11 protein-coding genes and 1 tRNA gene are annotated in these 12,195 nt (G+C 62.4%); 5 read left to right on the top strand and 7 right to left on the bottom strand.

The genetic code is table 11. From position 1 onward, the window contains the following. Nucleotide 1: 1 nt before the first annotated feature. Nucleotides 2-1,357: an efflux transporter outer membrane subunit gene (locus PQU94_RS14745; RefSeq protein WP_272742197.1), complete on the bottom strand. Its 1,356-nt coding sequence runs from the start codon at nt 1,355-1,357 to the stop codon at nt 2-4. Nucleotides 1,358-1,566: 209 nt separating this feature from the next. Here PQU94_RS14745 and PQU94_RS14750 point away from each other — a divergent pair, with 209 nt between their 5' ends. After that, complete coding sequence (locus PQU94_RS14750; protein ID WP_272742198.1) at nt 1,567-2,190, top strand: TetR/AcrR family transcriptional regulator; 624 nt, start codon at nt 1,567-1,569, stop codon at nt 2,188-2,190. Between the two features lie 154 nt (nt 2,191-2,344). Further along, nucleotides 2,345-2,884, top strand: coding sequence for a phasin family protein (locus PQU94_RS14755; protein WP_272742199.1), 540 nt, complete (start codon nt 2,345-2,347; stop codon nt 2,882-2,884). Between the two features lie 54 nt (nt 2,885-2,938). On the opposite strand, the gene PQU94_RS14760 is transcribed toward PQU94_RS14755, so the two are convergent. The 3 genes from PQU94_RS14760 to PQU94_RS14770 all read right to left on the bottom strand — a co-directional run bounded on the left by PQU94_RS14760 (nt 2,939) and on the right by PQU94_RS14770 (nt 5,355). After that, nucleotides 2,939-3,023: transfer RNA gene (locus tag PQU94_RS14760), tRNA-Leu, on the bottom strand. Nucleotides 3,024-3,103: 80 nt separating this feature from the next. Then, entirely contained in the window at nt 3,104-4,549 is a 1,446-nt protein-coding gene (locus PQU94_RS14765) for a M20/M25/M40 family metallo-hydrolase (protein WP_272742200.1), read from the bottom strand. 2 nt (nt 4,550-4,551) lie between these two features. Then, a complete protein-coding gene (locus PQU94_RS14770) occupies nt 4,552-5,355 on the bottom strand; it encodes a competence/damage-inducible protein A (protein WP_272742201.1) in 804 nt (267 codons plus the stop codon). A gap of 151 nt (nt 5,356-5,506) precedes the next feature. On the opposite strand from PQU94_RS14770, the gene sfsA reads away from it, so the two are divergent. Continuing rightward, nucleotides 5,507-6,211: a DNA/RNA nuclease SfsA gene (sfsA, locus tag PQU94_RS14775; RefSeq protein WP_272742202.1), complete on the top strand. Its 705-nt coding sequence runs from the start codon at nt 5,507-5,509 to the stop codon at nt 6,209-6,211. On the opposite strand, the gene PQU94_RS14780 is transcribed toward sfsA, so the two are convergent. Both PQU94_RS14780 and PQU94_RS14785 read right to left on the bottom strand, forming a co-directional pair. After that, nucleotides 6,208-7,842 (bottom strand): phosphatidylglycerol lysyltransferase domain-containing protein, encoded by a 1,635-nt coding sequence (locus PQU94_RS14780; RefSeq protein ID WP_272742203.1) that lies wholly within the window; start codon nt 7,840-7,842, stop codon nt 6,208-6,210. The two genes, sfsA and PQU94_RS14780, sit on opposite strands and share 4 nt — an antisense overlap. Before the next feature lie 62 nt (nt 7,843-7,904). Then, nucleotides 7,905-8,645 (bottom strand): SPOR domain-containing protein, encoded by a 741-nt coding sequence (locus PQU94_RS14785; protein ID WP_272742204.1) that lies wholly within the window; start codon nt 8,643-8,645, stop codon nt 7,905-7,907. Between the two features lie 57 nt (nt 8,646-8,702). Here PQU94_RS14785 and panC point away from each other — a divergent pair, with 57 nt between their 5' ends. Further along, a complete protein-coding gene (gene panC / locus PQU94_RS14790) occupies nt 8,703-9,563 on the top strand; it encodes a pantoate--beta-alanine ligase (protein ID WP_272742205.1) in 861 nt (286 codons plus the stop codon). A 12-nt stretch (nt 9,564-9,575) separates the two neighbouring features. On the opposite strand, the gene PQU94_RS14795 is transcribed toward panC, so the two are convergent. Next, a complete protein-coding gene (locus PQU94_RS14795; RefSeq protein WP_272742206.1) occupies nt 9,576-9,974 on the bottom strand; it encodes a DUF1489 domain-containing protein in 399 nt (132 codons plus the stop codon). A 145-nt stretch (nt 9,975-10,119) separates the two neighbouring features. On the opposite strand from PQU94_RS14795, the gene PQU94_RS14800 reads away from it, so the two are divergent. Beyond that, the gene (locus tag PQU94_RS14800; protein ID WP_272742207.1) at nt 10,120-12,057 is read left to right on the top strand and encodes a patatin-like phospholipase family protein; all 1,938 of its coding nucleotides are present in this window, start codon (nt 10,120-10,122) and stop codon (nt 12,055-12,057) included. Nucleotides 12,058-12,195: the final 138 nt, after the last annotated feature.

Here is a 12,195-nt window from a genome sequence, read left to right on the forward strand (position 1 = left end):
ATCAGTAGGAACCGCCAAGCGCCTTGACCATGGCGACTTCGAGGGTCAGAGCGCGGCTTTGCAGGGCCGTATTGGCGGTCCGCTGCGACAGGAGATTTTGTTCGATGACCAGCAGGCTGGCATAGTCGCTCAAGCCCGCCTCGTAGCGCAGACGGGCCATGCGATAGGCCTCCTCGCTGGCGGCGAGGGCTTCGTTGGACAGGCTCAGTCGCTCGCTCAGCGCGGTCTGGCTGGCACCGGTATCGGCGACCTCCTGCATGGCGTTGATGACGGCCTGATTATAGCTGGCCAGGGCCACCGACTGATCCGCTTCGGCGCCGCGCAGATTGGCGCGCAGCTTGCCGCCTTCGAGCAGGGGCAGGCTGATCACCGGGCCGGCATTGATGGCGTCCATGCCTGACCCGGACAGGTCGTTGAGGAACACCTTGCCCGCAAAGGCCATCAGGTTGACATTGGGATAGAAGGACGCCTTGGCGCGCTGCGTGCCGTGCACGGCCTGTTCCGCCCGCGCCCGCGCCGCCGCCACGTCCGGACGACGGGCAACCAGCTCCAGATCAATACGCGCCGGCGCTTTGAAATCGTGCGTATCGGGCAGGACGGGTCTCGGCAGGGTCTCCCCGAAGGCCGGGGCCTGACCGGCCAGAGCCGCAATCAGATGACGCTGGATGAGGATGCGTTCGTTCAGCGCTGCCACTTCGCCCTTGCTGTTGGCGACATTGGCGCGGGCCTGTTCCAGCTCAGCGCGCGGGCGCAGACCGCCCTCGACCTTTTGCGACACCAGAGACTGCGTGTCCGTGCGGATGGCCAGATTGCGTTCGGCAACATCCAGGTCTTTGTACATGTGGCCCAGCTCAAACCAGGCACTGACCAGAGAGGTCGAAAGGACCAGCACGGCCTGCTGTCCGTCAGCGCGGGCGGCCTCGGCGGCCGACACCGCCGCCTTTACCCCGGCGCGGTTCTTGCCCCAGAAATCCAGCTCCCAGCCGAAATTGATCCCGCCGAGCGTCAGTGAATCGATTGCAGGATTTTTGCCGCCCATCTGCAGGGAGGCCCCAAGGGCCGTCGCCGTGGGATAAAGCGTCGCCTTCTGGGTATCTTCGAGCGCGCGGGCCTTCAGAAGCCGCCCGGCGGCAGCGGTCAGATTGGGAGAGTCGCGCAAAGCCGTTTCGACCAGATCGGTCAGTTGCGCGTCCTTATAGGTCTCCCACCAGCGACCGATCAGCATGTCCTGAGGCACAGCGGCGGCAGTCGGCACGGGAGAGACGGGCTCGCTTTTCGGCAAGGCCGCACAGGCGCTGAGCGCCAGAGCGGAAACGCCAAGAAGCAACACCGTCGAAGATCGTTTCAATACAAACATCAGGTACGCCCTCAGTTTTTCGAACCGTACGGTACGGTCATTTATAGGTTGCGCATATACGATGCGATCGCTATATTGTCAATCGAACCGTACGGTACGGTCAGCAATTTTTTCCGCACTGCGAAAAGCTGATGTACCGGCGACACATATTAAAAACGTGACGCGCCCGATCGTATTGAAATCAGGACGGGCCTCACACCGAGGGTAAGATGCAAGAGTTAAAATCCCGTCCCGACAAGGACGCCCGTCGCGAAGCCATACTGGATGTGGCCAGTCGGATTTTCCTCGAAGAAGGGTTTGACGCGGCTTCCATGTCGGCGATTGCCGCCCGTGTGGGCGGATCGAAGGGCACCCTTTATAACTACTTTAAAAACAAGGAAGAACTGTTCGAAGCCTTTGTGGATCGCCACTGTGCCATCCATGCGCGCCTGATCGACTCGTTTGAGGTGGATGGCGGGGGGTATCGCGAAGCCCTGCGCCGCTGGGCCCGTCAGTATCTGCGCATCGTGACGTCCGACTCGACCATGCGCAATTACCGGGTCATCATGGCCGTATCGGAACGCTGGCCGGACATTGGCAGGGCCTTTTATGAGAACGGCCCGCTGCGCGGGGCGCGCAATGTCGCCAACTTCCTGGCTCAGGCCGCTGCCGCCGGCGAATTCGTCATCGAAGACAGCCTGCGTGCGGCGCATCAGTTTATCGCCCTGTGTCAGAGCCGCTATCAAAAGGCGCGTTTCCTCAACTACCTCCCCGAACCGGACGAGGTCGAAATCGAAGCTGAAGTCGAAGCCGCCCTCGCTGCCTTCTATGCCGCCTACGGCCGACGCGCCTGACCGGATACGCCTTAGGCAATCCTTACCCGGCTTTGCGGGAAGCACCGCAACATCCTTACGGACAAAGGGCTATACAGAGGCCGCCTCCCCGGCCTCACCCTGCCCTTCTCCCCTCTGGCTATGCCTGCACGTAGCCGACTGAAAGGATGCGACTATGGACCCGCTGAAAACGCCGCAAAACTGGCCTGAAAAACCCGTCGAAAAGGCTGCCGACACCCTGAGCGGTGCGGCGCAGACCGCCACCTCTGCGGCCTCCGAGGCCTTGCACCGCACACACGACGCCGTGAAGGAGTCCACGGAACGCGGCATGGCGATCGGTCAGGACGCCCTGAACCGCACGCAGGCCGAAACCCAGCGCCTCAGCCAGCGCAGCGTCGAAATGGGCAGCGAAGCCTTGAAGGCCTGCGTCACCGCCGGTCATCAGACGGCCGACCTGATGTCAGAACTCAATCAGGCCATGACTGAACTCGGCAATCAGTCGATTTCGCACTATGACCGCCTGTCGCGTCAGGCCATGGGCGTGCGTACCGTACAGGATATGGTCAATCTTCAGACCGCTACGGTTGAGACGCTTCAGGATCATATGGGCGGCTTTGCGCGCCTTTATGGCCTCTACGTCGATGGCCTGGGTCGCATCCTGCAGCCTATCGCCGAACAGGCGGTGAAGTCGCAACGCGGCATGGTCGCCGCCTGATATTTCAGCCTTAGCCGCTCCGCTGAGCGGCGAGCGTGAATGTGCGTGGAAAAATGGTACGGGCAGCCGGACTCGAACCGGCATGGATTGCTCCGACGGATTTTAAGTCCGTTGCGTCTACCGATTCCGCCATGCCCGCAAACCGGTCGGCCCTTATAGCAACGGGCGGAAAACTGTAAACGGTTTTCCGCCCGTTTTATGACCGCTGTCAGGCTCTGGCTATTTTGCCGGGGCCTTAAACGTAACATCCGTATTGGCGATCAGCCACAGGGTCGCCGCCCAGGCCGCCACATTCTGCTGCATTTGCGCCGGGTCAATGCGATCCAGCACATCGTCCGCCGTGTGGTGGACATCGAAATAATCATAACCGTCCTGCTTCAGGTCGATAGCCGGCACGCCGGCTTCGTGGAGCGGTGCCGTATCCGCCCCGCCGCCGGGTTTGGCCGTCGCATCGACATAGATGCTCAGCGGGGCCAGCGCATTGGCGACCTTAACGGCAAAGGTTTTGTCCTCCGTCTCCGGCAGCGAGATGGCATAGACCTTATCCGCACCAAAATCGGACTCGCCCGCCACCACATATTTAGACAGTTCGCCTTCCCGCGTCTTGGCAAAGGCCGCGCCGCCTGCCGAGTGGTTGCCGCCGGGCTGATTGACCTCTTCGGAGCCCCAGAACACCACGCGGATCGTGCGCTTGGGTTTGAGCCCCTGATCCACCATCGCCTTGACGGCGCCCATAGTGATCGCCATGCCCGCACCGTCGTCGATGGCCCCGGTGCCCAGATCCCAGCTATCGAGGTGGCCGCCCACGACGATGACCTCTTCCGGATGCTCACTGCCGATCAGATCAGCGACCACATTGTGCGACTCCCCCACACCGGGAAAGCTGCCACCCGTCTTCATCTTCAGACGCAGCGGACCTGCCTTGCCTTCGGCCTGCAAGCGCTTGATGCGGCTGATCGCCTCGGCATCCGGCACGCTGAGCGCAATCGACGGGAGGCCGCCCTCCCCTTGCCACGCCGTGGTGCCGGTATGCGGGAAGCGGTGGGTATCGGTGCCGACCGAACGCATGACGAAACCGACCGCGCCGCGCTTTTTAGCCTCCAGAGGCCCGCGCCCGCGAATGGTGCCCGACAGACGGCCATAGCCCGATCCGTTCGAGGCCCGCGCCATCGGCTGAAGCAGAACGACGATCTTGCCGGTCACGTCGGCCTTGGAGTCGAGAAACTCCTGCCAGGTGTCGAACAGCACGGCCTCCGCCTCCGCCTCACCGGCGGCCGATTGTCCCAGTGCAGTACCGACCAGCGCCTGCGGGAACGGGGCGGTGATCTCGATGCTTTCGGGGCCGCGCACCCACAGGCTGAGCGGGAAACTTTCGACCTTCACATTGGCAAAGCCCAGGCGTTTCAATTCCTCGGCCGCCCAGTAGGCCGCGCGCTTTTCCGCCTCGGACCCCGCCGGACGCGCGCCGACGCGCGTGGTCAGGTCAGAGACAAAGCCATAGGCTACGTCCGACTTCAGCGCCGCGTCACGCAGGCGCGCGGCCGTGACTTCGACGGCCTCAGGCGCGGCAACCGTCTTGACCGGAGCGGCCTTCGGTTTGGCCAGCGCGGGCACGGCAACACAGCCCAATGCGGCGGATATAAGGAGAATGGCCTTGAGTTTCATGATCAATCCTGAGTGACGATTTCTTCAAAACGGGCGTCGGGGAAGCGTTCGCGGGCTTTTTCGACCACGGCGGGCAGGCCGTCGAGCAAGGCCTGAAACGCCTCATCGAGGGCTTCGCGGTTGCGTCCGCGGATGACGAGCTGTGTACCGAACTCTTCCGGGAAGATGCCGAAGGGATAGGAGCCCAGCGACAGATCGGCATATTTCTTGTCCAGCGCCGTCAGAATGTCGGCCGCCAGACTTTCGGGTACAAAGGTCGCCTTCACCGTGCGCGCCTTGACCTGCTGCCCCTGACGCAGGCGCGGAGCCACGTCATTGAGCATTCCGGCCATGATGCGCGGTACGCCCGCCATGACGAAGACGTTTTCGATCTGAAAGCCCGGCGCACCGGACACCGGATTAAGGATCAGCGACGCTCCCTCCGGAATACGCGCCATGCGGCGGCTGTTGGGATTGAGCAGGCGCGCGTCGCCCCCATAGCGGTCCAGCAGGATTTTCAGCGCGTCCTCGCGCTCGGCAATCGTTACGCCAAAAGCCTGTGCCACACAGTCGGCAGTGATGTCGTCATGCGTCGGCCCGATGCCGCCGGTAGTAAAGACGTAATCGACGGCGCTGCGCAGTTCGTTAAGCGTGCGCACGATCTGCGGCGCATCGTCGTGGATCATGCGCACCTCGATCAGGTCGATGCCCAGCGAACCGAGGAATTTGGCCAGCGTATTGACATTGGTGTCCTGCGTACGGCCCGACAGGATTTCATCACCGATGATGACCACAGCGGCGGTGGGATTTTCTGTATTGACCGTCATGACGCAGGCTCCTTATCACGACCCTGAACATTAGAGCGATGTGCGGAAAAGTGTGAGCGGTTCTCCGCAAAAACATCGCGACAAAACAAAAATATAGAGCGAAATGGCGTTTCCACCTTAAGTCATTTCGCTCTAGCCCCCGGAACCGCTCATGCCATTCGCGCACAGACTAAACCAAGGCCGTCTGGTAACGAGATACAAACGATTCTTCGCCGATGTCGAACTGGATACCGGTGCAACTGTCGTAAGCCATTGTCCCAATCCCGGCAAGATGCTGGGGCTGCTGACACCCGGCACGCCTGCGCTTTTGAGCGAGATAACCGACCCCGCAAAGACACTGCGCTGGCGGCTGGAGGCCCTGCGTGAAGGCAAGACCTGGGTCGGGGTGAATACCCAATGGCCCAACCGCCTGATCGGGGCGTTGATCCGGGACGCAAAAGTGCCGGAACTGCGCGGCTATGCCTGCCAGCGCCCGGAGGTCCGCTACGGGCAGAATTCGCGCATCGACTGGCTGTTGCAGGGGCACGCGCAGCAACCGGATGCCTGGGTTGAAATCAAGAACGTCCACTATAGCCGCACCCCCGGACTGGCGGAATTTCCCGACAGCGTGACCGAACGCGGGACCAGGCATCTGATGGAACTGATCGGGCGCGTGGCGGCAGGCGAACGCGCCGTTGTGGTCTTTTGCGTACAGCGCGACGATGTGTTTCGTTTTGATGTGGCGCGCGATCTCGACCCGGCGTTCGGCCGGGCCTACGCGGCCGCGCGTGAGGCCGGGGTCGAATTTCTGGCCCACGCCTTTCGCGTCACGCCCGAGGGCATTACCCACAGCCATGCGCTGGAGATAGAGGCTTAGGCCTCTTTGCCCTTATCGACGCGCCCACCCAGTTGCACCACCGCCAGAAGCGCCGGCATCAGGGCCGTTTCATTGCCGGAAACGGCGAAGTAGATCGGCTTCCACACGGGCTTGAATTTTTCCTTATAGGCCCGCAAACCGTCGAAATTGTACATCTCGCCGCCATAGGCGTAGATCAGGGCGGCGATCTTGTTCCACATGGGGCTCAAAGGCCGTGCCTCCAGCCCGCCCAGCGGGGCCATACCCAGACTGAACCATTGATAGCCTTCGTCGCGGGCGTAAAAGATCAGCCGCAGGAACAGATACTCCATAATATTGGGAGGCGCTTCCGGCGTATAACGCATCAGGTCGATACTGAGGGCCGTGCGCCCCTCACCGGCCCACAGATTGGCAAAGGCCATGATCTCGCCCCCGATACGAATGACCGCAATGGGCGTCAGGCGGATATAGTCGGGATCGAAATAGCCCAGAGAATAGCCCTTTTCCTTCCCCTTCTTTTCCTCCAGCCAGGCGTCAGAAATGGCTTTCAGCCGCGGCAGATGGGTTTCGACCGCCTCCGGGTGCAGCACTTCGAACTGTGCCTCGGCCTGTTCGAACTTGCGCCACACCTGCCGGAAGCCATAGCCCTTCTTGCCGGCCAGATCGAAGCTCTGCACGGGCACCAGCGCCTCTTCGCCGATCTTGAAGGGCCTTAAGCCCAGATCAATGGCCAGAGGCAGGAACTCCGTCGTCACGCGATAGATGGACAGCTTGGCATTGGCCAGGGCCGCCATCTCTTTCAGCCGCCAGCCCAGCTTTTCCACCTCTTCGGCAGGGCCGACCGGCGCCGACAACACCACCCAGTTGCGGCCGGATACGCCATACATGGCAAAGGCGGTGCGCTCCTCATTCCACAGGATATGCTTGTCGCCGGTAAGGGCCAGCCACGCCTGCGGGTCCTGCGCCAGTCCGACCACACTGCGCAGGTCTTCTAGATCCTCGTCATCGGGCAGGTCCGGCGTGGCGTGGGCCAAGCCGAACAGACGATAAAGGGCGAACAGCGCCACGGTCACGGCAATGACCACCAGACCGCGCAGGAAGCGCGAGACGCTGGCCTCATAGGCAAAGCGCTGCCACAGCTCGTGCGCATAGGGGGTGCGCTCATAGAAGTAGAATCCCGCCGTGGCCACAAGGATCAGCACGGTGGCGGTCACCAGCAGCCAGATCGGCTTGAGCGTAAGGCTCATCAGGCGCGACCGCCGCGTAAAGGCCCGCTTGCACGGCAACAGCAACAGGGCACAGAGGATCATCACCTCCGCCACACCGAAGGCCAGTTCCCGCGTCATCGACAGGATAGCCCCGGCGATCAGCAGACCCAGCGCCATGTACCACGCCGAATCCAGACGCTCCCACAGGCCGCGCGCCGCAAACAGCAGCAACACGCCGGTCGCCACACCGGCGACGTGCGACAATTCCACCACCTCAAGCGGCAGCCACTGACGGACGAACGGCATGGCTTCCGGGTCGATGGGGGAAAGAACAGAGGCCAGCAAAAAGGCGCCAGCCAGCATCATCAGGACGCCCATCAGCTTCGGTACGGCAACCACGGCCATGTCAAGCACGAGGGCTTTGATGTCTTTGGGATGCTTCATGCGCCTAACCTTACACGGCGCGGGGATTCGCTAAAATCGTTTTCGCGTTATTGCGAACGCCGCTATCCCGCCTTACGACACCAGGCATCCTGTATGTCGAGCTGGCTGCACAGACGCTCGGCCTGTTCGGGCGAGTTCACAGGTCCGATGCGCAGGCGCACCAGCGCCTGCCCGTTAGCGGCGGTGACCGGTTGCAGGATCGGCTTGAAATTATCAAGACCGGGATGTTTGGCGCGCAGGTCGTGCCACGCCGCTTCGGCCACAGCGCGCGAGCTGAACGACCCCACCTGAACGCTGCGGACCATTTGCCCGATACCGTTATCGGCGGGCTTAGCCGCGGTTTTGAGCACCAGGGCTTTCGCGCCTTTTTCAGGCACCGTCTTTACCGGCAGCTCTGTCGGGGTCTGCGTCTGGGCCAATGTCGTGGTCGCAGAAGCCGTAACGCCCGTATCAAGCGGCGTGGCGGCGTCCGGGCGGTCCATATCCAGCGGATTGACCACACGGATCAGATTACCGGCGGCGTCCTTCGGCACGGCGGCCAGCAAGCCGTCCTTGCCCGTGGTCAGTTCCTTGGCCGTCTCAAAAGCCAGTTGAATCGGTTCGTCCCGCTTGGCCGAAGAAGCCGACTCCGAAGCGGATGACGCTTGGTCACCCTTTCCTTCGATGTCGATTTCCGCTAAACGCGCGGCCATCCGCTGGAAATACTTGCCGTCGCCCTTAGGCCTATCGCACCCCGACAGCCCGGCCGCCAGGCAGACGACGGTCAGCAGAGCCAGTCTTGAAACGGAAAAGAGAGAGCACATAGAACCATCCTCTCACAAGCCGTTTAAATCGTCGTTAGTAATTTTGGTTAATGCCCCATGCCCGCTTCCGTTGCCTCCCCCCTGCTCCGCGTCCGCGACCTGAGCGCCCTGCGCGCCGCGGTTTCCGGCTTTCGCCACAAGGGGCTGCGTATCGGCTTTGTGCCGACCATGGGCGCCCTGCACGAAGGGCATCTGGCGCTGGTGCGGCACGCCAAAACCTTGAGCGACGTGGTGGTGGTGTCGGTCTTCGTAAACCCCAAACAGTTTGCGCCGCATGAGGATTTCGACCGCTATCCGCGCACCGAGGACAAGGACGCGCAGCTTCTGGAAAGCGTCGGGGCGGACCTGCTCTATCTGCCGAGCGTTGATCTGATGTACCCCGCCGTCTTTGCCTCAAGCGTGCACGTCGAAGGCCCGGCGCGCGAACTGGAAGGCACCTTCCGCCCGCAGTTTTTCGACGGCGTGGCCACCGTGGTCATGAAACTGTTCAATCAGGTGCAACCCGACGTCGCCGTCTTTGGCGAAAAAGATTACCAGCAGCTTCAGGTCGTAAAGACCTTTGTGCGCGATCTCGATCTGCCGGTGAATGTCGTCGGGATGCCAACCGTGCGCGAAGCCGACGGTCTGGCCCTGTCGTCGCGCAACGCCTATCTCAGCACCGATGAGCGCCAGACGGCGGCGCGCCTGATCGTCGAACTGAACGCCGTGGCTGAAGCGGTGCGTTCAGGTGGCGACCGTGAAAAGGCGCTCGATGCGGCGAAGGCCAACCTGCTGGCCGCCGGTTTCGGCCCGGTGGACTATGTGGAACTGCGCGACGCCGATACGCTGGCTATGGCCGACGCACAGACGCCAAACCTGCGCCTTCTGGCGGCGGCGTGGCTGGGCAAGACCCGCCTGATCGACAATATCGCGGTATAAGGGTTTAAGAACCTACCACGCCCCGGCGTCGCGAAGGGCGGCGATCAGGTCCGCCGGAAGCGCCTCACCTCCCGCCCCCTGCGGCAGGTCGCGCGGCGTATCCTTGACCTCCAGATAGCGCCAGCCCTGAAACGGACGGCGCGGCTGCGGCTCGGTCAGAATGTGTTCGGTCGAAACCGTGATCAGGCATTGCGGCAGGTCCCCCTCAACCGTGTCGATGGCCACGATCGGCCGCCGCACCAGAATGACGCCCTTGATCACCCAGTAGAGCGACCCGCCATCGAGCAGTTCTTCGGCGCGTTTGGGCGTCTGGCGCGTGTGGATAGTGCGGGTCCTGTGCCCCTGCTCCCAGCGCCGCAAATCATCAACCGTATCGGCCCCTACACACAGCTTGACCAGATTAACGCTCATAGGCTTGGCCTCATTATTGATCGCGCATTTGAGTCCAAAAACCGCTGCACACTTTTTGGAATGCGCTCAGCTTTTTAACCACATTGGCAACAGCGCCCGCCGGGGCTATCTATGGGCAAGAGACTCATAATTCAAGGCCACCCGCATGGCGGAAGACACCTCTCTCGAAGCCGCCCTCGCCCGACTGTTCAACACACCGACAGGATTGAAGGCCGCCAGCTGGATCACCCTGACCGGCGGCACACGCCTGTTCAGCGCCGGGGACGAGTCCGATCACCTCTACCTGCTGCGCAGCGGCCGCATGGGCGTGTTTCGCCACGACGACGATCATCAGGGGCTGCACCTGATCGGGGTGATCAAGCCGGGCGAGCCGGTGGGCGAAATGTCGCTGATCGCCGACACGCCGCACACCTCGACCGTCATTGCCCTGCGCGACTGCGAGCTGATGGTCCTGCCCAAGGCCGACTTCCTCGAGGCCATCGAAGCCGCGCCGGACGTCCTGCTGGCCCTGTCGAAGCAGATGATCGAACGCGCCCGCTCCGGCACGCCGCGCGAAGGCCGCCGCCACAACACCCCGAATGTCTTCGCCTTTTTTGCGCTCAATGACATTGTCATCCGCCCGCTGGTCGAATGCATCGCCGAACAGGTACGCGCGTTGGGTTATCGCGTCGCCGTGCTCGACAAGGATCACCACGGCACCGGGGCCGATATTTTTGCCGAGGCCGAGGCGCACAACGACTACGTGCTGCACGTTGCCGAAAAGCCGGAAAGCCACTGGCGGCTGCTCAGTTCGCGTCAGGTCGATCACACCTTCTGGATCGCCGACGCCCGCCACCATTCGCAGCGCCACCACAGCGACCCGGCGCGCCTGCCGGCCAGCACGCTGAACCTCGAAGACTCGCAACTGCTCGATCCGCTGGGCCTGCAACGCGCGCCCGATCTGATCCTCATTCAGGCGCAGGAGGCAGACGGGCGTAAGGTGATAGCCCATACGCGCGACTGGCTCGACGCCTTCAAACCGGCGCGCTGGTTCCACGTCGGCGAACACTCGCTGCCCGACGCGGCGCGCATCGCCCGCATCGTCACCGGCCATTCCATCGGCGTGGTGTTTTCCGGCGGCGGGGCGCGCGCCTTTTCGCACATCGGCGCGGTGCAGGCCCTGCGCGAAGCCCATATCCCCATCGACTTTATCTGCGGCTCGTCCATGGGGGCGATCATCGGCGGTTGCGTGGCGCTCGACTGGTCCGACGCCGAAATCGACGCCCACATCCGTGAGGCCTTTGTCGTCTCCTCGCCACTGGATGACGTCACCTTCCCGTTTGTCGCCCTGACCGGCGGGCGCAAGGTCGATCAGCGGCTGGAGCAGCATTTTGGCGATGTGCTGATCGAAGACCTGCCCCTGCCCTTCTTCTGCCTGTCGTCCAATCTGACCTCCGGTACCATCAAGGTGCACAAGACCGGTCGCCTGCGTCAGGCCCTGCGCGCCTCCATCTCCCTGCCGGGCGTCATGCCGCCCGTGGTCGAAGACGATCAGGTGCTGGTCGATGGGGCGGTGATGCGCTCCTTCCCGGCCCTGATGATGCGCAATTCGCATCTGGGGACGGTCATCGGCGTCGATGTGACGCGCGCCAAGGGCATCGACCCCAAGAGCGTCCACGTCCCCAAAAGCCTGCCGACCTGGTTCCTCAAAGGCGACTGGCGCAAAGGGCCGCCGATCGTCTCCATCCTGATGCGTTCGGCCACCATCACCACGGCGGCCGATCTGGAACAGAGCCGTCTGGCCTGCGACCTTTTGATCATTCCCGAACCCGAAGGCGTCGAAATCCGCGAATGGCACGCCTATGATCTGGCGGTGGAGTCCGGCTATCAGACCAGCGTGCAAAGCCTGGCCCAGCTTGAGCACCCGGTGACACAGCTTCGCAAGCTGGGCATCAGCCTGCACCCCAATATTCCGGCCTTCACGCCGGACGACAGCTTTCTGACCCCGCCAAGGCCCGATAAGCTGAAATACACTCTGAAACCGCAGGGCGTGACCCTGCCGCGTTTCCTCAAGGGGCCGAAAAAACCACAGCCCAAACTGTAGCGGCGCGCGGCAAAGCGGGGTAGGAAGCGTTCAATAACTCATACCAAGAGTCATTGAAAATGACTCTTGGTATTCCATTCGAGAATTTCTCATATTGCTGATACATATGGGAAATTATCGCTTCTTCAACGGCCGGAT

Source organism: Asticcacaulis currens (assembly GCF_028550395.1).
GTDB classification, from domain to species: Bacteria; Pseudomonadota; Alphaproteobacteria; order Caulobacterales; family Caulobacteraceae; genus Asticcacaulis; species Asticcacaulis currens.